This is a genomic window from Anoxybacillus sp. FSL W8-1294 (genome assembly GCF_037965005.1).
GTDB lineage: Bacteria > Bacillota > Bacilli > Bacillales > Anoxybacillaceae > Anoxybacillus > Anoxybacillus flavithermus_G.
Genome location: NZ_CP150179.1, coordinates 1,658,865 through 1,684,746, shown reverse-complemented (window position 1 = coordinate 1,684,746; position 25,882 = coordinate 1,658,865). Strand labels below are relative to the sequence as shown.

The window sequence follows — 25,882 nt, the reverse complement described above, 5'->3', positions numbered from 1 at the left end:
CGATGTTCACGCATACTAACGACATCACACGACAGAAAGGGGATTGTGTTATGGACGAGCATGATATATCTCAAGAGGAAACGAAGCCGTCTCCGACAGAAAATATTGTACAGCTCGGTCAAACGAATATTCCACAACTTCCTTCAGATTCAACAATCCATTGTTTAACGATTGTTGGACAAATTGAAGGGCATATTCAATTACCGCCACAAAACAAAACAACGAAATATGAACATCTTATTCCACAAATTGTAGCGATTGAGCAAAATCCGAATATTGAGGGTTTGCTCGTCGTATTAAATACAGTAGGTGGTGATGTGGAAGCAGGGTTAGCCATTGCAGAAATGTTAGCCTCGATGTCTAAGCCGACTGTTTCGATTGTGCTCGGCGGTGGACATTCGATTGGTGTGCCAATTGCGGTTTCGTGCGACTATTCGTTTATTGCAGAAACGGCGACGATGACGATTCATCCGATTCGCCTCACAGGTCTTGTTATTGGTGTGCCACAAACGTTTGAGTACTTAGATAAAATGCAAGAGCGCGTTGTCAATTTTGTTGTTAAACATTCAAACATTAGTGAAGAAAAATTTAAAGAACTTATGTTTTCGAAAGGTAATTTAACGCGCGATATCGGAACGAATGTGGTGGGAACAGATGCTGTGAAGTACGGTTTAATTGATGAAGTCGGGGGACTGTCACAAGCGATGCGCAAATTGTGCGAACTCATTGACCATTCACATCAGCAAGGAGCGATGTTACAATGATTTTACATACGATCGTTCCGGAGTTTATCGTTTTTCAAACGAACGAGGCGGAGTATAAAAAGCAACGCACCGTTCAATATAACGGAGTGACGTTACTTGTGCAACAAACAGAAATGAACGAGTATGAAATTGTGCGTGTATTAAGTAGCGATCCACAACATTATTTAACGTATGAACCGGGCACAAAACTTTATGCGACATCACTACAATTTATGGTATAATAAGAACAAGCAGCCACGCTTCTCTGTTGGCTGCTTTTTCATCTTATATGTTGGAGTGGGCGAAATGGGAAAGAAAAATAAGCGTCGCACAAACAAACAAGAACAATGGAAAAAAACGTTACGTTTTGAATTAATCGGTTTAACGATGTTAGCATGTACGGTCATTGCGATGGCAAACGTCGGAGCGGTCGGCCGTTCACTCGTTTTTACTACGCGCTTCTTTATGGGTGAATGGTATATTGTTGCGCTATTAGGGGCGCTTGTGACATCGCTATATGTCATTTGGAAGCGCGCATGGCCTCCATTTTTTCAACGCGTTCTCGTTGGGCTGTACTTGATTGTTCTTTCCTTATTGTTGTTTAGTCACGAAGCGTTATTTCATATTTTATCAAGAAATGGGAAATTAGCAAATCCAAGCATTATTCGAACGACATGGGAGTTATTTTGGGCAGATGTGCGCGGAGAAAACGGTTCTTTTTCGGATTTGGGCGGTGGGATGCTTGGCGCCCTGCTGTATACGATCAGTTATTATTTATTTGATCAATTAGGAACAAAATGGATTGCCTCATTATTGATGATCATTGGTGTATTACTTCTTACAGGAAAAACGTTACGTGATACAGCCGGCAAAGGAATTGAATGGTTCCTTTCGTTTATTCGAGCGCAAACGAAAGCAGTAATTGCGGACGCTCGTTCATTTTTAAGCCGTCCGAAAAAAGAAAAACAACAGCCAACTCATATTGAAGTGGTGACAGCGCTCGAGGAAAAAGAAGAAAATGAAATAGAAGAAATTGTTGTTGAAGGACCTGTTATTTCTAATTTTAATGAAGCTGTTGAAGAAGGAAAGCCGATATCATTTACGCAAAATCATGCGGCGGATTATGCATTGCCGCCAATTGATTTACTTTTCCCACCAAAAGCGGTCGATCAATCGCGGGAAAAAGAAAATATTTATGAAAATGCCCGCAAGCTTGAAAAAACGTTTCAAAGTTTCGGGGTAAAGGCAAAAGTAACGAAAGTGCATATTGGTCCAGCTGTCACGAGATATGAAGTATATCCAGACGTCGGTGTGAAAGTAAGTAAAATTGTAAGCTTAAGTGATGATTTAGCGCTTGCGTTAGCGGCGAAGGACATTCGCATCGAGGCACCGATTCCGGGAAAATCAGCAATTGGTATTGAAGTACCGAATGAAGAAATTGCGATGGTATCTCTACGCGAAGTGTTAGAAGCGAAAGAAGCAGATAAACCTGAAGCAAAACTGTTAATTGGACTTGGGCGTGACATATCGGGACAAGCGGTGCTTGCTGAATTAAATAAAATGCCGCACTTACTTGTTGCGGGTGCGACGGGAAGCGGGAAAAGCGTATGTATTAACGCCATTATCGTTAGTTTATTGATGCGCACGAAACCACATGAAGTAAAGATGATGATGATCGATCCGAAAATGGTTGAGTTAAGCGTGTACAACGGCATTCCACATTTACTTTCTCCTGTCGTCACCGATCCGAAAAAAGCGTCCCAAGCATTAAAAAAAGTCGTAAGCGAAATGGAACGGCGATATGAACTATTTTCGCATACGGGCACGCGTAATATTGAAGGATATAACGAATATATTGAGCGGCATAATGAGACTGCGGAAACGAAACAACCTCTTTTACCTTACATCGTTGTTATTGTGGATGAGCTAGCAGATTTAATGATGGTTGCCTCAAGCGATGTCGAAGATTCGATTACACGTCTTGCCCAAATGGCGCGGGCAGCAGGCATTCATTTAATTATCGCGACGCAACGTCCATCTGTTGATGTCATTACTGGGGTAATTAAGGCAAATATTCCATCCCGCATTGCGTTTAGTGTATCATCACAGACGGACTCACGGACGATTTTAGATATGGGTGGAGCTGAAAAATTGCTTGGACGTGGTGATATGCTCTTTTTGCCTGTTGGTGCGTCTAAACCTGTTCGTGTTCAAGGGGCGTTCGTGTCTGATCAAGAAGTGGAGACAGTTGTACAATATGTGATTTCACAACAACAAGCACAATATGAAGAAACGATGATCGCACAAGATGATGAACCACAAGAAGCGTTCGATGATGAGTTGTTTGAGGAAGCGGTTCAGCTCGTCATCGACATGCAAAGTGCATCTGTTTCGATGTTGCAACGACGATTCCGTATCGGTTATAACCGAGCTGCACGCCTAATTGATGCGATGGAAGCTCGTGGCATCGTTGGGCCTTATGAAGGAAGTAAACCGCGCGCTGTACTCGTATCGCCAAACGATCAAGCAAAAACGTCATGAAAGAGGCTAAAAACAAGCCTCTTTCTTGTATAAATGGGACATAATAATGATATATTATTACAATCGCTTACATATGATTTTATACGACTTTTTTCGACAAATTTTTTATTCGGTATTTATTTATGAATAAAAAAATGTTATATTATCAATAAGAAATTTGTCTAACATCAGATGTCTGATATCTAAGGTGGGGGATGGTGAATGTCTGTTAAAACAGATCATCGACATTTATATTTACAAGTGATTGATCGGATTAAGAAAGATATTGAGCAAGGGGTATACAAGGAAAAAGAAAAGCTTCCTTCTGAATTTGAACTAGCCAAACAATTAGGGGTTAGCCGGGCGACGTTGCGGGAAGCATTGCGGGTGTTAGAGGAAGAAAACGTCATCATCCGCCGCCACGGTGTCGGGACGTTCGTGAGTTCCCGGCCGATGTTTACGTCAGGAATTGAACAACTGAGTAGTGTGACGGAGATGATCCGTCAAGCCGGTCGAAAACCGGGGACGATTTTTTTATCTTCTTCCATACAGAAACCGACTGAAGATGATATAAAGCGTTTTCAATGTGATAAAGAGGAAGATTTACTTATTGTTGAGCGGGTGCGAACTGCAAATAATGAACCGGTCGTTTATTGTATCGATAAAGTTCCTTGTAAATATTTACCTAAAGGGATTGCTTATGAAAATGAGTCATTATTAGAGATATTACATAATGAAGCGAATCGATACATCGCCTATGCGGTTACCCACATTGAGCCGCTCGGCTACCATGAAAAGGTGTCGCCTATTTTGCAATGTGAGCCAGAAACAGCGCTTTTAGTTTTAAAGCAAATGCATTTTGATGAAAATGACGAGCCGATTTTGTACTCAATTGACTACTTTAAATCAGATAAGTTTAGCTTTCACGTGTTGCGAAAACGCGTGTAGCTTCTTATACAAGCGCTTATCCTGTTAAGGAGGTGACATTGGAGGGAGAAGGTTCGTTCACATTTCAAATGTTTTACTTATCCATATTTTTAAATTGAGGGGGTAATGATTGATGAAGAAAAAGCGTTTTGGATTGTCAATGTCTTTATTATTAACTGCCGGCCTGCTTCTTGGCGGTTGCGGACAAGCAAAAGAAGAGCCGAAAAAAGAAGAAGGAAAAGCGTCTGAATTTAGCGTAGCAATGGTTACAGACGTTGGTGGAATTGACGATAAGTCGTTCAACCAATCTGCATGGGAAGGGTTACAAAAATTCGGTGAAGAAAACGGCTTGAAAAAAGGAAAAGGCGGCTATGACTACTTACAGTCACAAAGTGATGCCGATTATGCAACAAACTTAAACAAACTTGTACGCAACGACTTTGATCTCATTTTTGGTATTGGGTTTTTAATGACGGATGCCATTACAGAAATCGCAGAACAAAAGCCAGATAACAAATTTGCGATCGTTGATAGCGTCGTTGAAAAACCGAACGTTGCTAGCATCACATTCAAAGAGCATGAAGGTTCGTTCCTTGTCGGCGTTGTCGCTGGTTTAATGACAAAAACAAATAAAATCGGTTTCGTTGGCGGTATGGAAATTCCGTTAATTGAAAAATTCGAAAGCGGTTTTATTGCAGGAGTAAAAGCGGTAAATCCAAATGCCAAAGTTGAAGTGCAATATGCAGGTGCATTCGACAAAGCAGATAAAGGAAAAGCTATTGCTTCAAGCATGTACGCTTCTGGTATTGATATCATTTACCATGCAGCTGGTGCAACAGGAAACGGTGTGTTCTCAGAAGCAATCGACTTGAAAAAACAAGATCCAAACAAAGAAATTTGGGTGATCGGTGTTGACCGTGACCAATATGAAGAAGGAAAAGTGCCAGGAACAGACAAAAGCGTAACATTAACATCGATGGTAAAACGTGTTGACGTTGCTGTATATGACTTAGCGACAAAAACGAAAAATGGCAACTTCCCAGGCGGTCAAGCAGTTGAATACGGCTTAAAAGAAGATGGTGTAGGTATTGCTCCGACAACGAAAAATAACGTTCCTGAAGATGTGTTGAAAAAAGTTGATGAGTGGAAACAAAAAATTATTAACGGTGAAGTGAAAGTGCCTACAACTCGCGCAGAGTTAAAATAGGTAGATGATCGTTCTCCGAAGGGCTCCTTCCCTTCGGAGAACTCACTAAATGAAGGGTTGCAACACGTTGCGGCTTTTCATTTAGTGATGTAAATCATGCTCATATAAGGAGTGGATCACGTTTGGAGTACGTAATCGAAATGCTAAACATCCGCAAAGTTTTTGGGAATTTTGTGGCCAATGATAACATTACGTTGCAATTGAAAAAAGGGGAAATTCATGCGTTATTAGGCGAGAATGGTGCAGGAAAATCGACGCTAATGAACGTGTTATTCGGTTTATATCAACCAGATGGTGGGGAAATTCGCGTCAAAGGAAAAAAAGTAAATATCGTCAACCCGAACGTCGCCAACGACTTAGGAATCGGAATGGTACACCAACACTTTATGCTTGTTGATACGTTTACAGTAACGGAAAACATCATTTTAGGAAGCGAGCCAACAAAAGGTGGACAAATCGATATTGAAAAAGCAGAGCAAGAGGTACGTGAGCTTTCTGAACGATATGGTTTAGCTGTTGATCCGAAAGCGAAAATCGCTGACATTTCTGTCGGTATGCAACAACGGGTAGAAATTTTAAAAACGTTATATCGCGGAGCAGATATTTTAATTTTTGACGAACCAACAGCGGTCTTAACGCCGCAAGAAATTCAAGAGCTCATCCAAATTATGAAAGCGCTTGTACATGAAGGAAAATCCATTATTTTAATTACGCATAAGTTAAAAGAAATTATGGAAGTGTGTGATCGTGTCACAGTTATTCGACGTGGAAAAGGCATCGGCACATTAAATGTATCGGAAACAAACCCGAACGAACTAGCTTCGTTAATGGTTGGACGTGAGGTGCAATTCAAAACAGAAAAACAACCGTCGAAAGTCGGCAAACCTGTCCTTGAAATTGAAAATTTAGTTGTCAAAGACTCACGTGGAATTACTGCGGTTGATCATTTAAATCTAACGGTACATGCAGGAGAAATTGTCGGAATTGCAGGGGTAGACGGCAACGGACAAACAGAGCTTATCGAAGCGATCACGGGCTTAATTAAATCTGAATCGGGCTCGATTCGTTTAAATGGGAAAGAAATTCGTAACTTAACACCGCGCCAAATTACAGAAACAGGTGTTGGGCACATTCCACAAGACCGTCATAAACATGGACTTGTCCTTGACTTCTCGATCGGAGAAAATATGGTGCTTCAAACATATTACAAAGAGCCATATTCTAAACGAGGCGTTTTAAATTTCAAAGCTATTTACGATAAAGCGCGCCAACTTATTCAAGAGTTTGACGTTCGTACGCCAGATGAATATACGAAAGCGCGGGCTTTATCAGGAGGAAACCAACAAAAAGCGATTATCGGACGTGAAGTAGATCGCGACCCAGATTTGCTCATTGCCGCACAACCGACGCGTGGACTTGACGTTGGAGCGATTGAGTTTATTCATAAACGTCTCATTGAACAACGTGATAAAGGAAAAGCTGTCTTGCTCGTTTCGTTCGAGCTAGATGAAATTATGAACATCAGCGATCGTATTGCCGTTATTTACGAAGGGAAAATTGTTGCTATTGTTGATCCGAAAGAAACGACAGAACAAGAGCTTGGTTTGTTGATGGCAGGAAGCAAACGGAAGGAAGCAGGTGTATCATCATGAGTGAAAATCGTTTAACAAATATTCTCGTTCCTGTTTTTGCGGTTATTCTCGGAATTATTGCTGGCGCCATCGTGATGATCGTTAGTGGATATGACCCAATTGCTGGCTATTCCGCTTTATTGAACGGTGCTTTTGGGGATCGATATTACATTGGGGAAACGATTCGTCAAGTGACACCATATATTTTAGCGGGGTTAGCGGTTGCGTTCGCTTTTCGCACCGGGTTATTTAACATCGGTGTAGAAGGACAACTGATCGTCGGCTGGCTCGCTGCGGTTTGGGTAGGCGTTGCGTTTGAGCTCCCGAAAGTCATCCATCTGCCGCTCGCTATTGTTGCTGCTGCGTTCGCTGGGGCACTTTGGGGATTCATTCCGGGATTTTTAAAAGCTCGTTTTCGTGTTCATGAGGTAATCGTCACGATTATGATGAACTATATTGCTTTATACGTGTCGAATGCGATCATTCGCTCTGTTTTATCTGATCAAGGATTTAAGTCGGAAAAAATTCATCCGACTGCATCGTTACGTTCGGAATTTTTACAGTCATTAACTGATTACTCTACCCTTCATTACGGCATTATTATTTCGTTAATTGCAGCTGTTGTCATGTGGTTTTTACTTGAGAAAACGACAACAGGATATGAACTTCGTGCCGTCGGTTTTAACCAACATGCATCACATTATGCAGGTATGAACGTTAATCGCAATATTATATTATCGATGGTTATTTCTGGGGCATTTGCTGGTATTGCTGGAGCGATGGAAGGGTTAGGAACTTTTGAAAACGTCTCCGTTAAAGCTGGATTCACCGGAGTCGGATTTGATGGAATTGCCGTCGCCCTTCTCGGTGGAAACAATGCGTTTGGCATTATTTTAGCAGCTATTTTATTTGGAGCGTTAAAAGTCGGAGCGTTAGAGATGCCATCAGCGGCTGATGTGCCGACAGAACTTGTTGACATCGTCATTGCGTTGATCATTTTCTTCGTTGCTTCTAGCTATTTAATTCGTCTTGTGCTTACGCGCTTGAAAAAGGAGGGAAAATAAATGTTAAACATCCTTGAAATTATTATTCCTTCCGCGATTTTCTTTGCGGCACCGCTCATTTTCACGGCGCTTGGTGGCGTATTTAGTGAGCGTTCCGGCGTTGTAAATATCGGATTAGAGGGCTTGATGGTCATCGGAGCGTTTACTGGTGTAGTATTTAACTTAACGTTTGCTGACCAGTTTGGCGAACTAACCCCATGGCTTGCGATGGTTGTTGCGATGGTTGTTGCTTCTATTTTCTCGCTTATGCATGCAGTAGCAGCCATTTCGCTTCGTGCTGACCAAGTCGTTAGCGGGGTGGCGATTAACTTTTTATCGTTAGGGTTATCGTTGTTCCTCGTTAAAATGTGGTATGGAAAAGGACAGACAGACCAAGTACAAGTTGGTTTTGATAAAATTGATATTCCGATTTTAAGTAAAATTCCTGTTCTCGGTCCGATTTTTTTCTCAAACGGATATTTGCCATCTTATTTAGCGATTGTATTAGCGTTTGTCGTATGGTACGTCATTTATAAAACACCGTTCGGACTTCGCCTTCGTGCCGTTGGGGAACATCCGATGGCGGCAGATACGATGGGGATTAATGTGACAAAAATGCGCTACATCGCAGTGATGTTAAGCGGTGCACTTGCAGGAATTGGCGGTTCGATTTATGCGACGATTATTTCACGCGATTTCAGCCATGCGACGATCTCTGGTCAAGGATTTATGGCGCTTGCTGCGATGATTTTCGGAAAATGGCATCCGCTTGGTGCGATGGGAGCGGCCCTTTTCTTCGGATTTGCGCAAAGTTTAAGCATCGTCGGACAGGCGATTCCGTTTTTGAAAAACGTACCGACTGTTTATTTGCTTATTTTGCCGTATGCTTTAACGATTTTAGCGTTAACTGGATTTATCGGACGGGCGGATGCGCCAAAAGCGCTCGGTACGCCGTATGTCAAAGGAAAACGTTAATAGAAAAAGACTTCGGGCTGCCCGGAGTTTCAGACTGTTGACAAAATGGTTGTAAGACAGTTGTCTTACAACCATTTTGTTCCATTTTTATAAATAAAGCTAGCAAAATATCAAATTATTTTGTAAAATCATTAAAAGAAGAATATTGTTTCTTTTCGTTGAACATGTGTGAGTATATTCGTTTTTATTTAATTATATAAACATTTTTGTAATATGTTATTTGAGCATTTAGAACATAAGCATGTGAATTTGTATTATAAACATCATGTTGAAGATATGAAACGAACAAGTGACAACTTATGGGAAGTAAAAGTACGCGCGACAGGGGAAGCTGACGTTCACACAGCGAAGTTCGTCTTTATCGGGGCAGGCGGCGGCAGCTTGCATTTACTACAAAAATCCGGCATCCCTGAAGGAAAAGGAATCGGTGGATTCCCGGTAAGTGGGCTGTTTATGGTGTGCAACAATCCAGACATTATCGAGCAACATCATGCGAAAGTGTACGGCAAAGCGAAAGTCGGGGCACCTCCAATGTCTGTTCCACATCTCGATACACGTTTTATTGACGGTAAAAAAATGTTATTGTTCGGGCCGTTCGCTGGATTTTCACCGAAATTTTTAAAGAACGGATCGCTGTTTGATTTAATCACGTCTGTCAAGCCGCATAACGTGTTAACGATGCTTGCGGCAGGAGCAAAAAACATGGCATTAACAAAATATTTAATTGAACAAGTGATGTTATCAAAAGAACAGCGCATGGAAGAATTGCGTGAATTTATCCCGCATGCGAAAAGCGAAGATTGGGATGTCATTATTGCCGGTCAGCGTGTACAAGTCATTAAAGATACAGAAGCAGGTGGCAAAGGCACGCTTCAATTCGGTACGGAAGTTGTTGCCGCCCATGACGGCTCGGTTGCTGCGCTACTTGGTGCATCACCAGGCGCTTCAACAGCTGTTCGCGTCATGCTTGAAGTGATTGAAAAATGCTTCCCGAATGAAATGAAACAAAAGGAAGGGGAGATTGTTTTGGTTATTGCATCTGTTGTCGTATATATGGTGGGGATGTTACTCATTGGGTATTGGGCATATAAACGGACGTCAAACTTGTCTGATTATATGTTAGGTGGAAGGACGCTCGGTCCAGCCGTAACGGCGTTAAGTGCTGGGGCGTCAGATATGAGCGGTTGGTTGTTGCTTGGCTTGCCTGGCGCGATGTATGCACAAGGGTTAAGCGCTTCATGGATCGTCATCGGACTAGCTTTAGGGGCGTATGCGAACTGGTTATACGTTGCTCCACGCTTGCGTGTGTATACAGAAGTGGCAAACGATTCGATTACGATTCCAGCATTTTTAGAAAATCGTTTTGGTGATACATCGAAGCTACTTCGCCTCGTTTCAGGATTCGTCATTATGATTTTCTTTACGTTTTACGTTTCTTCTGGTTTCGTTTCTGGCGGAGTCATGTTTAAAAACTCGTTCGGTACAGATTATCATACGGGGCTATGGATTGTCGCTAGTGTTGTTATTGCGTACACGTTATTCGGGGGATTTTTAGCGGTCAGCTGGACGGACTTTGTGCAAGGTCTCATTATGTTTATTGCACTTATTCTCGTACCTGTTGTGACATTGATGCATACAGGGGGATTCACAGAAACGACAGCAACGATTCGAGACACCGATCCGAATTTGCTCGATTTGTTTAAAGGAACAAGCGTAGTCGGCATCATTTCTTTATTCGCTTGGGGACTTGGTTATTTTGGACAGCCTCACATTATCGTTCGCTTTATGGCGATTTCATCGGTGAAAGAGATGAAACAAGCTCGTCGGATTGGAATGGGCTGGATGATTTTTTCATCTGTCGGCGCGATGCTCACAGGTCTTTTTGGAATCGCTTACTTTAAACAAGCCGGCATGACGTTAGAAGATCCAGAAACGGTATTTATTAAACTTGGGGAAATTTTATTCCATCCGCTTATTACAGGGTTTTTACTTGCAGCCATTTTAGCGGCAATTATGAGCACGATTTCATCGCAATTGCTTGTGACATCAAGTTCCCTAACTGAAGATTTATATAAAGTTTTATTCCGTCGTTCAGCGTCCGATAAAGAGCTTGTGTTTGTTGGTCGTTTATCGGTGTTACTTGTTGCTGTTGTTGCTTTAATTTTGGCATATGAGCAAAACAATACGATTCTAAATCTTGTTGGCTATGCATGGGCTGGGTTTGGTGCTTCGTTCGGTCCTGTCATTATATTAAGCTTATGGTGGCGTCGCATGACAAAATGGGGGGCGCTTGCAGGAATGATTGCAGGGGCGACAACGGTCATCGTTTGGGCAAACTCTTCATACGCTAGCGTCATGTATGAGATGATTCCTGGCTTTATCGCAGGCCTCATCGCTATTGTTATCGTCAGCGTATTGACAGCAGCGCCAGATAAACAAGTGACAGAGCAATTTGATACGTTTAAACGTACGATTTCATCGTAAGAAAAAGGTGTCCAATTTGGGCACCTTTTTCTTACGTGGAAAATTGTCGAATGGCTCGCTTCATTTCATTTGAAATATGTTCCAAGTACCATTATAACACCCGTTCCGATAGAAATAAGTAAAAAACGTCCTATTACACTGATCACCTCCGACAAAAAGACTATTACTACTATATGTATATATGGATGACAATACATCTGTATGTATTTTTAAAAATTTTTACACAGTTTTTATGTTATTTGTGATATATTTACAAAAAATGACGTTACATCATGATATGTTTATAGATTGTATACTTGGAGGGGATCAAATTGAACACATTTGGAGCGATAGCTGCTTTTCTACTAGCTGTTGTATTTATTTTACGAAATGTGCCGGTGGGGTATGGAATGATGGGCGGAGCGTTTATTGGTGCTTTACTAGGGGGAGTTTCTATCGATGAAGCTGTTCGGCTAATGATAGATGGAGCAAAAGAGATGACCCCGTCTATTTTGCGCGTTTTAGCAGCTGGTGTGCTTGCTGGTGTATTGATACAGTCGGGGGCAGCGGTGGCAATAGCAGAAAAACTCATGCAAGCATGCGGGGAAAAATATGCGCTATTTTCGCTATGTGTTGCAGCGATGATGTTAACAGCGTGTGGGGTATTTGTTGATGTTGCCATTATGACGATTGCACCTGTTGCGCTTGCGATGGCACATCGACTTGACGTGTCGCGTTTTGCTATATTGCTCGCATTAATTGGTGGGGGGAAAGCTGGGAATATTATTTCCCCTAACCCGAATACGATTGCAGCAGCTGAGGCATTTCATGTCCCTCTTTCCTCTCTCATGATGGCAGGCATCGCACCGGCGGTGATTGGTCTTTTTGTCACGTACCAGCTTGCAAAACGGTGGCGGGGTGATGACAAACATATGCCAAAAATTGAAACGGTTGAAAAAGAAACACCTCCATGGCAAAAAGCGATCGTTGCTCCCGGTGTTGCGATAATTCTTTTATTGTCACGTCCGCTCTTTGGCGTGTCAATTGATCCACTTATCGCTTTGCCGACTGGTGCGGTGATTGGTGTGATTGTTATGAATAAAACGAGGGAGTTGAACGTGTTTCTACGCGTAGGCATGGAAAAAATGAGCGGTGTTGTATTCATGCTTCTTGGTACTGGAACGCTAGCGGGTGTAATCGCGAACTCCGCTTTGCACCAAACGTTTATGCACATGCTCGAATCGCTAGGGTTTCCGCCATACGTCATGGCATCGTTAGCTGGTGCGTTATTGTCAGGCATTACTGCATCTACAACGGCGGGGACAGCTGTCGCAAGCCACGTGTTTGGAAAAGCGTTAGTTGAAGCGGGTGTCCCATCGCTTGCGGGAGCAGCTATGGTACATGCGGGGGCAACAGTGCTCGACCATTTACCGCACGGCAGTTTTTTTCATATCACCGCAGCGAGTGTACATATGTCAACGAAAGAGCGCCTTACATTGCTTCCGTACGAAACGCTCATAGGCATAGCCATTGCCACAACATGTACAGTCATTTTTTATCTATTTTTATAAAACTATGTTCTAAATCATCAACAAATAAAAAAAGAATTTTTACGATCGATAGTGGGGCAGATCTTGTCGTTGGTCATCATCCGCACGTCATTCAAGGCATTGAACAATATAAAGGAAAAATGATTGTTTATAGCTTAGGCAACTTTATGTTCGGAGGCAATAAAAATCCGAGCGATAAAGATACGTTCGTTTATCAGCAAAAATTAACAAACCAACATGGCTCGTATACGAAAAATAAAGTATAATGGAAAGAAAAGGAGTTGATTTTATGTACATCGGGGACATTGTATTTCAATTCGTCATGCTTGGAATAATTGGATTATCCGTTTTCGGAGTCATATGGCTAACACGTTTGGCCATAAAGAAAAATTAGTAAAAAAGTTCGGCGCTCGCCGAACTTTTTATAATGATTTCCCACAAGATGGACAAAATTGAAAGCTTGTTTGAACCATCGTTCCACAATACGGACAAAACTTTTCTCCTTCATTACGACGCAAGCGAGCGTTTAGCGGATCTTTTTCTTCATTTTCGTCAACGATATCGACGATCGACATCCGTTCTTTCCCTGTAGCGTTTTTGTAATGATACACAGCTTGAAAAATACCGATACCAATGATAACGAAGCCGAAAAAAGGAAAGATTTGTGATCCTGGAATGGGAGAATCTTTTGTAATCGAAAAAGTCATAAACGTCCAAAACATACCGAATAAAATGGTGGCGATACTGCCGATAAATCCTTGCATGGATGGCCCGCGGCCAGGTTTGATGCTTTTCATTTCTATTCCTCCCTTATAATGGATACACCCATTATATACAAAACATAGAGAATATTCATCTCATTTACTTTTTTGAATAAGTATGTTAGAGTAAAAACCGCATAGACCATATGTGTAAGTGTGATCACGTAAAAGGAGGCTTTATCATATGACATTATCATTGTTAAGGCGTGAAGCAAGGGAAGCGTTGAAAGGAAAATGGGGCAGTGCCGTGCTTCTTATGCTTGTTTATGCGTTCGTGACCATCGTTTTCCCTATAGTAGTTGAGGTTGTATTAAGTGGAGGATGGGACGTATGGATTGAACAAGAAAACGTGACAATATCTGTTTCGATCGTCAGTTTGCTTCTTTCACTTGCGCTCATTCCGTTTAGTGTTGTTGTGTATTGGGTATTTTTAGATGTGTATCGCCATGAACCTGTCCGAATCTCTCCAATGTTTACAGTATATCAAAATGGGAAGTTATCATTAAAACTCATTGGCACGTCCGTTTTATTTGGTATCTTTGTGTTTTTATGGAGTTTGCTACTTATTATCCCTGGAATTATTAAATCGTTATCTTATTCACAAGCATTCTTTTTATTAAAAGATCATCCCGAATACGGTGCGCTTCAAGCGATTAGCGAAAGTAAAAAACGAATGAAAGGATATAAAGGAAAGTTATTTTTGCTATATGTTAGCTTTATTGGCTGGGGGCTTTTGTCCATCATAACGCTTGGAATCGGACTTTTATGGCTCATTCCGTACGTTTACACATCGCTTGCTGCATTTTATGATCAATTTATTCGCACGCAAGAAGTGCAAGCTGAATAAAAACGAACAAGGGCGACCTTGTTCGTTTTTTTTTTTTATAATAAAGCTAGTAAAATATCGAATGATTTTGTAAAATCGTTAAAAAGAGAATATTGTTTCTTTTTGTTGAACATATGTGAGTATATTCGTTTTTATTTAATTATACAAACATTTTTGTAATCGTTTAGAATAATAGTGACATACTATAATTTAAATGTGTTATAATAAATGTGGAGAAGTTTTTGGTCGAATCGATGGGAACGTTTAGGGGGGGCCAATGATGAAAACAGATGTGATTTTAATTGGTGCGGGGATTATGAGTGCGACATTAGGGACGTTGTTGAAAGAGTTAGCACCAGAGTGGGAAATTGCTGTGTTTGAAAGGCTTGGTCAACCAGCAGATGAAAGCTCGAACGAATGGAACAATGCCGGAACAGGTCATGCCGCACTTTGTGAACTAAACTACACAGTTGAAAAAGCGGACGGATCAATTGATATAAGTAAAGCAATTAAAATTAATGAGCAGTTTCAAGAATCATTGCAATTTTGGTCTTATCTCGTTCAAAATAAACACATTCGCAACCCGAAGGACTTTGTTATGCCAATTCCGCATATGAGTTTCGTGCAAGGGGAAGAAAATGTTGCGTTTTTGAAGAAGAGGTTTGAACAGATGGTGGATAATCCTTTGTTTAAAGGGATGGAGTTTTCTGATGATCCGCAAAAATTAAGAGAGTGGATTCCGTTGATGATGGAAGATCGTATCGTTACTGAACCGATTGCAGCAACAAGAATTGAAGCGGGAACGGACGTGAATTTTGGGGCTTTAACACGCATGTTATTTGAGCATTTAGAACATAAGCATGTGAATTTGTATTATAAACATCATGTTGAAGATATGAAACGAACAAGTGACAACTTATGGGAAGTAAAAGTGCGCAATGTAGCGACTGGTGAAGTACAGTCCCATTATGCAAAATTCGTCTTTATCGGTGCAGGGGGCGGAAGCTTGCACTTACTTCAAAAATCAGGAATTCCTGAAGGAAGAGGAATTGGCGGTTTTCCGGTGAGCGGGCTATTTATGGTATGCAACAATCCAGACATGATCGAGCAACATCATGCGAAAGTGTACGGCAAAGCGAAAGTTGGGGCACCTCCAATGTCTGTTCCACATCTCGATACACGTTTTATTGACGGTAAAAAAATGTTATTGTTCGGACCGTTCGCTGGATTTTCACCGAAATTTTTAAAGAACGGATCGCTGTTTGATTTAATTACGTCCGTCAAGCCGCATAACGTGTTAACGATGCTTGCGGCAGGAGCGAAAAACATGGCATTAACAAAATATTTAATTGAACAAGTGATGTTATCGAAAGAACAGCGCATGGAAGAATTGCGCGAATTTATTCCGCATGCGAAAAGTGAAGATTGGGATGTCATTATTGCTGGTCAGCGTGTACAAGTCATTAAAGATACCGAAGCAGGCGGCAAAGGCACGCTTCAATTCGGTACGGAAGTTGTTGCCGCCCATGACGGCTCGGTTGCTGCGCTACTTGGTGCATCACCGGGTGCTTCAACAGCTGTTCACGTCATGCTTGAAGTGATTGAAAAATGCTTCCCAAATGAAATGAAACAATGGGAAGCGAAAATTAAAGAGATGATCCCATCATATGGTGTATCGCTAATGAAAAACGAAACGCTTTTACGAGAAGTACAAACGCTCGCTGCCCAAACGCTCGGCTTGAAAGAAAATATGCCACTTCAAATTGCATAAACATAAAAGGCAGAAGTCGCTGGGCTTCTGTCTTTTTTGTGGCGATCGTGCATGCATTTGTTATAATGAGGAAAAAGGGGAAGGAAGATTGCTGCGAGGGGAAAGAGGACTGCTGCAAAGAGCAAGAAGATTGTTGCGAAGACGACAAACAAACATGTTGCTAGCACCAGAGCACCAGGGGAGCCTGGTGTTTTTTGTTTTACCACTATGCAATCGGCGACGTTACAATGATGGTGTGAAAATGTGTCTTGACACGTCATATTTTTGTTGTATAATCATGTGCAGAATAAACGCTGTCGTTCATATGGATGACAGGTCAAGAAGGGGAGCGGCATCGTGTCGCTCCTTTTGTTTTTATTGATGAAATGCCTCCTTCCTTGGCAGTGAGGGAGGGGGATTGCTTTTTATTTTTCTCGTATTGACGCACGTTTTCGACTAATTTCGACAGTTTCTGTCATCTCTATTTTGGTACAATAAAATCATGTCGAAATAGGTTTTGTAACTAACCAATAAGGAGTTCCGATGTTATATGTCCAAAGGAATGATTGATAATAAGCAACGTGGTTTAGTAGGGGATGTGCTCAAAAAGCATATGCAAAAAGGGAGTAAACTTTCTGTTGCGGCAGCTCATTTCACGTTATATGCTTTTGTAGAGCTAAAAAAGGAGTTTTCACAAATCGAAGAGTTGCGTTTCATTTTTACGGAACCAGCCTTTGTGAGAGGGGACCATTTAGCGAACGAAAAAATCGCAAAAAACGAAACATTGTTGTACGGTGTGGAAGAAGAGCAAAAATATAAAGCAGAACTAAACCAAGCATACATAGCAAAAGAGTTTGCGAAATGGTTGAAACAAAAAGTGAAAATAAAATCGGTTACTACGCGCAAAATTGAAGGCGGGCTATACCATGTCCAAAATAAAGACGGAACGCAAATTGGATTGGTCGGTGGCGCTCCTTTTTCGAGCCCAGGACTAGGCTACAGCAACTCGTCCAACATGTATATTAACACGATTACGGATGATGAAAAAGAGAATATTGAGTTATTACGCCAGTTTGATGACATTTGGAAAAATGAGTATGCCTTGCAAGATGTAAAGGAGCAAATTTTGCGCCAATTAGAGGTATTGTACCAAGAGCACACGCCCGAATTTATTTATTTTGTTACACTTTACAATCTTTTCAAAGATTTTCTGCAAGAAACGCGCGATTACAGCACGTTACAAACGAAAACGGGCTTTGAAAAGACAACGATTTGGAATAAACTTTATGACTTTCAGCGCGATGGTGTGGTTGGAGCGATTAATAAAATTGAAACGTATGGGGGCTGCATTATTGCTGATAGCGTCGGATTAGGAAAAACATTTGAAGCATTAGCAATCATTAAATATTACGAATTACGAAATCATCGCGTTCTTGTGCTTGCACCAAAAAAACTGCGAGAAAACTGGGAAATTTACCGTGCGAATGACAAACGAAATGTTTTGCTCGAAGACCGCTTCTCTTATGATTTGCTAAATCATACCGATCTGTCGCGCAAAGGCGGATATAGCGGAAACATTAATTTAGAATACGTCAACTGGGGAAATTATGATTTAGTCGTCATTGATGAATCGCACAATTTCCGTAACAATGACCCGCGGAAAAGCCATATTACTCGCTATTCACGTTTAATGAACGATATTATTAAAGCGGGCGTGAAAACAAAAGTGTTGATGCTTTCCGCAACCCCTGTTAACAACAAACTGGACGATTTAAAAAACCAAATTGCTTTTATTACAGAAGGAAATGATAAAGCATTAGCGGAAACCGCCAATATTAAAAGCATTAACCAAACGATTCGCCGTGCACAATCGCAATTTAAAAAATGGAGTAACTTACCCGAAGAAGAACGAACGACAGAACGACTATTGGATATGCTGAGCTGGGATTATTTTACGTTGCTTGATTCACTAACGATTGCTCGCTCGCGCCGCCATATTGAAAAATATTATAATGTAGACGCGATCGGGAAATTCCCGCAACGGTTAAAGCCGATCAATATAAAAGAGACGATCGATGCAAAGCAAGAATTCCCATCGCTCTCTATCATTAATAACGACATTTTACGTTTGCGGTTTGCGCTTTATTCGCCGATGAAATACATTTTACCGCATAAGCAGGCGTTTTATCATGAAAAATACGACACAAAAGTTGCCAACGGACACGTATTGAAACAAACAGACCGTGAAAACAATCTCGTCTATTTAATGAAAACGAACTTATTAAAGCGTCTAGAAAGCAGCATCTACTCTTTCTCGCTAACATTAAAAAACATTATTGAACAAATTGATGCTCAGCTGTCTAAAATCGAGATCGAAGCTACTAACATTGGCGAGTTCGCTGAGATTGACATGGAAGACGATGAATTGGAAGAAGCATTTGTCGGGGCAAAAGTGAAAATCGCTCTGCGTGATATCGATCGTATCCGTTGGAAGCAAGATTTGCTATATGATCGTACCATTCTACAAAAGTTGTTGGATTATGCTAGCCAAGTTACACCGGAACGCGATCAAAAAATGTTGACGCTCAAAAAGATGATTCAACAGAAAATCGCACACCCAATCAATGGACAAAATAAAAAGATACTCATTTTTACGGCGTTTGCTGATACCGCAAAATACTTATATGAACATTTGCATCGCTGGATTCGGCACGAATTCCATCTTCACTGTGCAGTAGTAACAGGGAAAGACCGGCCGAAAACAACGTTTCCGATGCAAAAAACGGACTTTAATAACGTTTTAATGCATTTCTCTCCTACGTCGAAAGAGAGAAAAAAACTAATGCCTGATATGACAGACGAAATTGACATTTTGATTGCGACAGACTGTATTTCGGAAGGGCAAAACTTGCAAGACTGTGATTATTTAATTAACTACGATATTCACTGGAATCCGGTGCGCATTATTCAACGGTTTGGCCGAATTGACCGAATTGGAAGCAAAAACGAGCAAATTCAGCTTGTGAACTTTTGGCCGCCAATAGAGCTGGACGAGTACATTAATCTTGTCAGCAGAGTAAAAGAAAAGATGGCAATTCTCGATATTTCATCGACCGGGGAAGAAGATGTCCTTTCTAGCAACAGCAATGAAATGAAAGACCTTGAGTATCGGAGAAAACAACTGGAAAAACTACAAAGCGAAGTAATAGATTTAGAAGATATTTCTGGAAACATTTCGCTAACCGACTTTACGATGGATGATTTTCGCATGGACTTATTGAATTTTATGAAACAAAACAAAGAAATGATCGAAACAGCACCTTTCGGACTGTTCAGCATCACAGTAAACAAAAATGAAAAATTAAGAGACGACATTCAACCGGGGGTTATTTTTTGTTTAAAGCAAATCAATCATTTTACGACTACCCATGAACAAAACGCCCTTCACCCATACTACTTAGTGTATGTGAAAGAAAATGGCGAAGTATTATACAACCACGTCCATGTGAAAAAAATTTTGGATTTATACCGATCATTATGCCACGGAAAAAACGAAGTAGAAAGCCAGTTATATGCGGCATTTTACGAGGAAACGAAAAACGGAAAAGAGATGGGCGTATATAAACAATTGCTTGAACAAGCGGTAGAAGAGATTGTCGGAAAAATCGATCAACATGCAACGTTGAACATTTTCAGCTTAGGCAATTTAGATCAACTGATGACAACAGCTAATACAAATTTACAAGATTTCGAAATCGTTTCTTATCTTATTATCAAAGGGTGAGAATGATGGCTGGAGTTGCGTTTTATCAAATGATTGGTTTGGATTCTCACGTTCGTCCGCTTCACAAAAAATTAGACAAAAAAACGTTTTACGATTTTGCAGATTTAAACAAAAAAGAAAAAGACTATATTATGAAATATGTGGAGCGGATCGAGTTAACGTATGTATTAACGCCAAGCAACATGAATATCCAGCCGTTCATTAATGAAGAGTACCATTACGAAGGGGTTATGTTTATTACCATTCGGTTAAGAGAAGAAGCAAAAGATACCCATGTGTCAACGATTAGTGAAGTGATTCAAGGCGCACTTCCGAATCCGGTTGTCATCATGTTTACGAAAAAAGAAAACATCCAAGTCCATACGTGTATAAAGCGGCGAAACAAAGTGGATCAGTCACAGGCGGTTTTAGAACAACAAGCTTACACTCCGTGGTTTCCGCTCGATGAAGCGAATGAAACTGTTCGGCAGTTCATCGCGTCCGTACATATGAAAAACGTATCATTTGCGCATTTCTTTCAGTTTTATCAAGATATTCACCGTGCTGTCCAAGCGTTTCAACACGTCGATGCAGTTGGCGCGTTTTATATCGCAGCAAACGAACAATCGCAGCAACTGATCGCACAAATCAAGCAACTAGAAACAGAAATCGCTGCGTGGAAAGCGAATCTAAAAAAAGAAACGCAATTTAATCGCAAAGTAGAAATGAACATGAACATTCACAAACTAACCACACAAATCGAACAATTAAAACAACGATTAAAATGAAAGGGTAAAAACGATGGAAAAGCTAGACGGAAAATCAATGGATTTAGTGCAAACAAACATCGAAGCATTAAAGAAGCTATTCCCAGAAGTCGTGACGGAAGGAAAAATCGATTTTGAGAAACTAAAGCTTGTGCTTGGCGAAGAAATTGAAAAAAGAAACGAGCGATACGAATTTACATGGCACGGCAAGACACAAGCCATGAAACTCGCGCAAACGCCGTCCACTGGAACGCTCAGACCAGACAAACAATCAAGCAAAAACTGGGACACGACAGAAAACCTTTATATTGAAGGGGACAACCTCGAAGTATTGAAGCTATTGCAAAAATCATACTTTGGCAAAATTAAAATGATCTACATCGACCCGCCATACAACACTGGAAAAGACTTTGTTTATAAAGACGACTTCCGCGATAACATTAAAAACTACAAAGAAATGACGCAGCAAACAACAAAAGCCAATACCGAAACAAATGGACGATATCATACCGATTGGTTGAATATGATGTACCCGCGGTTAAAGCTAGCGAGGAATTTGTTAAGGGAGGATGGGGTTATTTTTATTAGTATTGATGATCATGAAATGGCAAATTTGAAAAAAATTTGTGATGAGATATTTGGGCAAGAAAATTTTATAGGTAACTTTATTTGGAGTGCTGGTCGAAAAAATGACTCTAAATATATTTCAAACTCACATGAATATGTCCTTTGTTATTTTAGAAATATGGCATTTGTAAGAGAAGCTGGTTTGGTATGGAGAGAGAAAAAAGAAGGGTTGAAGGAAATATATGATGTTGTTCAAGAATTTATAAAAGAGTCGAATAATGATTATAAGCTAGCCTCTAAGTTATTAAAAGAATGGTATAATTCACTTTCTGACAATCATCCTTCTAAACAGCATAAACATTATAATTGTATTGACGAGAGAGGAGTATATTTTCCTTCAGATTTATCTAAACCTGAAGCAAACGGTGCAAGATATGAAATTTTACATCCGGTTACAAAGAAGCCTGTTAAACAGCCAGCAGGTGGATGGAGATATATGAATAAAGAAAAAATGTTAGACTTAATAAATGATAACCGCATTCATTTTGGTGATGATGAAACAACTATACCTTGCTACAAGCGTTACTTATTTGAAAGTGAATATCAAGTTCCATACAGCGTTTTTTATCAAGATAACAGAAGTGCGTCAAAAAGGTTAAAAGATTTATTTGAAAAAAAAGTATTCGACTTTCCTAAAGATGAAAATATAGTTAAGAAATTAATTAGCGCAGTTTCGTATGTACAGGAAGACTCGGGTAGTTCAATTAACGATATTATCTTAGACTTTTTCTCCGGCTCCGCTACTACCGCCCATGCGGTGATGCAACTAAATGCCGAAGATGGCGGGAATCGGAAGTTTATTATGGTACAGTTACCAGAACCAACTGCTGAAAACTCAGAAGCGTATAAAGCTGGTTACAAAAACATTTGCGAAATCGGGAAAGAACGCATTCGCCGCGCAGGGGAAAAGATTGTTCAGGAGACAGGAAAAAACGATTTGGATATAGGTTTTAAAGTGTTTACGCTCGATTCGTCAAATATTAAAATGTGGGATCCAGATTTCGAAAACTTGAAACAAGACCTTTTTGATTACAAGGATAATATGAAAGAAGACCGGACAAAAGAAGATTTATTGTATGAAATTTTACTAAAAATCGGGCTGCCGCTGACGACGCCGATTGAAGAAATCGACTACAACGGCAAAACGATTTACAACGTCGGGTTCGGGGCGGTGCTACTATGCTTAGAAAATGATATTGATTTAGACATTGTCCATGAAATGATGAAATATAAGTCCGAGCATTTATCGCCGAAAGTCATTTTTAAAGAATCGGGCTTTATGAACGACTCGGTGAAAATAAACGCCATTCAAACATTGAAAAAGAACGGAATCAATGATGTAAGGAGCGTGTAGGAAATGAAGCTAAAGTTTCATGGAGATTTAACCTACCAAAAACAAGCGATTGATTCCGTTGTCCAGATTTTTAAGGGACAAGAGCTGAGCCAGTCAAATTTTACTGTTTCGTATGGGCCAAATGCCGGAATGATTCAAACGGCGCTCGGGATAGGAAATCGCTTAGACCTTACGTCGGATGAAATCTTAAAAAACGTTCAAGACGTTCAACTGAAAAACGGCTTGCCGCGCAGCGAGAAGTTAGACGGTATGAATTTCACGATCGAAATGGAAACAGGAACAGGGAAAACGTATGTGTACTTGCGAACGATTTATGAATTAAATAAACATTACGGTTTTACAAAGTTTGTCATCGTTGTACCGTCGGTCGCCATTCGCGAAGGCGTTTATAAATCGCTACAAATAACAAGAGATCATTTTAATGAACTATATGACAACAAGCCGCTAGAATATTTCATTTACGATTCACAAAAATTGGACCGCGTCCGCAATTTTGCGACCGCTACGACGATTCAAGTGATGGTTATTAATATTGATGCTTTTCGCAAAAGCTTTGAAGATCCAGAAAAAGAAGACAAAGCAAACGTCATCCACCGTCCGAACGATCGCTTAAACGGGTATCGGCCAATTCAATTTATTCAAGAAACGAACCCGATTGTTATTATCGACGAACCGCAAAGCGTCGATACGACGCCAAAGTCAAAAGAGGCGATTGCGTCACTCAACCCATTATGCACGTTGCGTTATTCGGCAACGCATGTCGATAAATACAATATGATTTACCGATTAGATGCGGTCGATGCTTACAACCAAAAACTTGTTAAGCGAATTGAAGTCATGTCCGTTCGCTCCGAGCCATCGTTTAATGTACCTTATATCAAGCTAGTAGATGTGAAGGAACGAAAAGCAACGATTGAACTGGATGTCGAGACGCGTGGGAAAGTGAAGCGAACGACGAAAACAGTGAAATATGGCGATGATTTATATGACGTTTCTGGAGAGCGCGACATATATCGTGGTTATATTGTTGAGCAAATTGACTGGACGCCGGGAAACGAGTCGATTGAAGTCAACGGTCATTATTTGCGAATCGGTGATGTGATTGGCGATATTGATGACGATACGATTAAACGATACCAAATTCGCAAAACGATTGAGGAGCATTTAGATAAAGAATTGCGCTTACGCCATCGTGGCATTAAAGTGCTTAGCTTATTTTTCATTGATAAAGTAGCGAACTATCGTGACTACGATCAAGATGGCAACCCGATAAAAGGGAAATACGCCGTGATGTTTGAAGAAGAGTATCAGAAACTCATTCAAAAACCAAAATATCGTACATTGTTTAACGATATTGATGTCGATATTCCGATTGAAAAAGTGCATAACGGTTATTTTGCACAAGATAAAAAAGGAAGGCTAAAAGATACGAAAGGGAATACAGAAGCGGATACAGATGTATATAACCTTATTATGAAAGACAAAGAACGGTTGTTAAGTTTGGACGAGCCACTTCGCTTTATTTTCTCGCACTCCGCTCTGCGTGAAGGTTGGGACAACCCAAACGTATTTCAAATTTGTACATTAAAAGATTCAGCGGGAACATACGTATCACGTCGCCAAGAAATTGGTCGCGGGCTGCGGTTAGCCGTGAATCAAAACGGTGAACGAGTGCAAGATGACAGTGTGAACATATTAACGGTGATGGCGAATGAGTCATATGAAGAGTTTGTCGCTTCCTTGCAAAAAGAAATGGAAGAAGAAACAGGCGTGACTTTTGGCAAGATCGAAAAACACATATTTGCCAAATTAACGTACATTGATCCAAATACAGAAGAACCGATGCAAATGGGCTACGATTTATCGGCTAAGTTGTACGAAGAGCTGAAGCAGCATGGATATATTGACGGTAAAGGAAAAGCAAAGCCAGAGCTAAAAGAAGCGATAGATAATGATACATTAAAGATGAGCGATGAGTTTCAGCCTTGGAAGCAAGCGATTTTGCATGAAATAAACCATTACTTGCAGCACTTGCCGATTAAAGATGCGACGAAAAAGAAAAGAGTGCAATTAAATAAGCAAGTGTTTTTTGGTGAAGAGTTTCGCCAACTTTGGGAGCGAATTAAATATAAAACGGTCTACTCCGTTCAAATTGATAGCGATCAATTGATTCAAAAAAGTATAAAAAGCATTCAACACATGCCGCGTATTGAAAAAATTCGTATTATCAGCCGAAAAGATCAATTGGCGATCGACCGCGTGGAAGGAGTGCAGTTGGAAACCGTCAGTGAGCGAGTGGAAGATTATATTACCGCTCACCATACGTTGCCAGATATTGTTGCCGAACTGCAAAACCGCACGAATTTAACGCGAAAAACGATTGTGGAAATTTTGACGGGCTGCGACCGTCTCGATGACTTTAAAAACAATCCGCAAAAGTTTATGGAAGAGGTCGCAAAAATCATTCAGCGCGAAATGAAATTGCTTTTAAAAGACGGTGTGAAATATTACAAAATCGGCGATGATGCGTATTATGCCGTCGAGCTGTTTGAAAATGAAGAGCTGCTTGCGTACTTAAACAACAATGCGATTCGTAGTGAAAAATCGTTGTTCGATCATATCGTCTACGATTCGGATATCGAAGCGAGTTTTGCACAGCGATTTGAAAAGGACAAATATGTCAAAGTATATGTCAAACTGCCAAATTGGTTTAAAATCGACACGCCAATCGGTGCATACAATCCCGACTGGGCGCTTGTAGTCGACAAAGACGGCGAAGAAAAACTATACTTCGTCCTCGAAACAAAAGGAACCGACTGGGAAGGCGCACTCCGCCCAGAAGAAGCGGCAAAAATCGACTTTGCCCGCAAACACTTCCAAGCGATCCATACAAACGTCGAATTCATCGGTCCGGAGAAAGATGTCAATGAATTCATGCTCCGAGCAATAAGATAGGACAGATTAGACAGGAGTTG

Annotated in this window: 17 protein-coding genes and 2 pseudogenes; 18 read left to right on the top strand and 1 reads right to left on the bottom strand. The window is 40.7% G+C overall.

Annotation, left to right across the window (positions count from 1 at the left end):
* The first annotated feature begins 50 nt into the window (after positions 1-50).
* The 12 genes and pseudogenes from NSQ23_RS08940 to NSQ23_RS08885 all read left to right on the top strand — a co-directional run.
* Complete coding sequence (locus NSQ23_RS08940; RefSeq protein ID WP_339170270.1) at positions 51-764, top strand: ClpP family protease; 714 nt, start codon at positions 51-53, stop codon at positions 762-764.
* Positions 761-985, top strand: a complete 225-nt coding sequence (locus NSQ23_RS08935) for a YlzJ-like family protein (protein WP_004890988.1) — start codon at positions 761-763, stop codon at positions 983-985. The genes NSQ23_RS08940 and NSQ23_RS08935 overlap by 4 nt, the downstream gene beginning before the upstream one ends.
* A 64-nt stretch (positions 986-1,049) precedes the next feature.
* Positions 1,050-3,284, top strand: a complete 2,235-nt coding sequence (locus NSQ23_RS08930; protein ID WP_339170267.1) for a DNA translocase FtsK — start codon at positions 1,050-1,052, stop codon at positions 3,282-3,284.
* A 201-nt stretch (positions 3,285-3,485) separates the two neighbouring features.
* Entirely contained in the window at positions 3,486-4,211 is a 726-nt protein-coding gene (locus NSQ23_RS08925) for a GntR family transcriptional regulator (protein ID WP_006322278.1), read from the top strand.
* Between the two features lie 112 nt (positions 4,212-4,323).
* Positions 4,324-5,397 carry a BMP family protein gene (locus tag NSQ23_RS08920; RefSeq protein ID WP_339170264.1) on the top strand — a complete coding sequence of 358 codons (1,074 nt, stop codon included), beginning with the start codon at positions 4,324-4,326 and terminating at the stop codon, positions 5,395-5,397.
* 122 nt (positions 5,398-5,519) lie between these two features.
* Positions 5,520-7,049, top strand: a complete 1,530-nt coding sequence (locus NSQ23_RS08915) for an ABC transporter ATP-binding protein (RefSeq protein WP_339170262.1) — start codon at positions 5,520-5,522, stop codon at positions 7,047-7,049.
* A complete protein-coding gene (locus NSQ23_RS08910) occupies positions 7,046-8,092 on the top strand; it encodes an ABC transporter permease (protein WP_339170260.1) in 1,047 nt (348 codons plus the stop codon). Before NSQ23_RS08915 ends, NSQ23_RS08910 begins: the two co-directional genes overlap by 4 nt.
* The gene (locus tag NSQ23_RS08905; RefSeq protein WP_339170257.1) at positions 8,093-9,046 is read left to right on the top strand and encodes an ABC transporter permease; all 954 of its coding nucleotides are present in this window, start codon (positions 8,093-8,095) and stop codon (positions 9,044-9,046) included.
* Positions 9,047-9,259: 213 nt separating this feature from the next.
* Positions 9,260-10,054: pseudogene (locus tag NSQ23_RS08900) on the top strand (malate:quinone oxidoreductase); the annotation flags it as partial.
* A gap of 18 nt (positions 10,055-10,072) precedes the next feature.
* Positions 10,073-11,530, top strand: coding sequence for a sodium/proline symporter PutP (putP, locus tag NSQ23_RS08895; RefSeq protein ID WP_339174365.1), 1,458 nt, complete (start codon positions 10,073-10,075; stop codon positions 11,528-11,530).
* Between the two features lie 305 nt (positions 11,531-11,835).
* Complete coding sequence (locus tag NSQ23_RS08890; protein WP_339174363.1) at positions 11,836-13,080, top strand: Na+/H+ antiporter NhaC family protein; 1,245 nt, start codon at positions 11,836-11,838, stop codon at positions 13,078-13,080.
* Positions 13,081-13,124: 44 nt separating this feature from the next.
* A pseudogene (locus NSQ23_RS08885) lies at positions 13,125-13,280 on the top strand (CapA family protein); the annotation flags it as partial.
* Between the two features lie 201 nt (positions 13,281-13,481).
* Here NSQ23_RS08885 and NSQ23_RS08880 read toward each other — a convergent pair.
* Entirely contained in the window at positions 13,482-13,856 is a 375-nt protein-coding gene (locus NSQ23_RS08880; RefSeq protein ID WP_129000162.1) for a zinc ribbon domain-containing protein, read from the bottom strand.
* Positions 13,857-14,004: 148 nt separating this feature from the next.
* Between NSQ23_RS08880 and NSQ23_RS08875 the strand changes: the two genes are divergently transcribed.
* The 6 genes from NSQ23_RS08875 to NSQ23_RS08850 all read left to right on the top strand — a co-directional run bounded on the left by NSQ23_RS08875 (position 14,005) and on the right by NSQ23_RS08850 (position 25,862).
* Complete coding sequence (locus NSQ23_RS08875; protein ID WP_339170254.1) at positions 14,005-14,667, top strand: DUF975 family protein; 663 nt, start codon at positions 14,005-14,007, stop codon at positions 14,665-14,667.
* 259 nt (positions 14,668-14,926) lie between these two features.
* The gene (locus tag NSQ23_RS08870) at positions 14,927-16,417 is read left to right on the top strand and encodes a malate:quinone oxidoreductase (protein ID WP_339170251.1); all 1,491 of its coding nucleotides are present in this window, start codon (positions 14,927-14,929) and stop codon (positions 16,415-16,417) included.
* 529 nt (positions 16,418-16,946) lie between these two features.
* Complete coding sequence (locus tag NSQ23_RS08865) at positions 16,947-20,180, top strand: helicase-related protein (protein WP_339170248.1); 3,234 nt, start codon at positions 16,947-16,949, stop codon at positions 20,178-20,180.
* A gap of 5 nt (positions 20,181-20,185) precedes the next feature.
* A complete protein-coding gene (locus NSQ23_RS08860) occupies positions 20,186-20,947 on the top strand; it encodes a DUF4391 domain-containing protein (RefSeq protein WP_339170245.1) in 762 nt (253 codons plus the stop codon).
* A gap of 13 nt (positions 20,948-20,960) precedes the next feature.
* Entirely contained in the window at positions 20,961-22,907 is a 1,947-nt protein-coding gene (locus NSQ23_RS08855; RefSeq protein WP_339170243.1) for a site-specific DNA-methyltransferase, read from the top strand.
* Between the two features lie 3 nt (positions 22,908-22,910).
* Positions 22,911-25,862, top strand: a complete 2,952-nt coding sequence (locus NSQ23_RS08850) for a DEAD/DEAH box helicase family protein (RefSeq protein ID WP_339170242.1) — start codon at positions 22,911-22,913, stop codon at positions 25,860-25,862.
* Positions 25,863-25,882 lie beyond the last annotated feature (20 nt).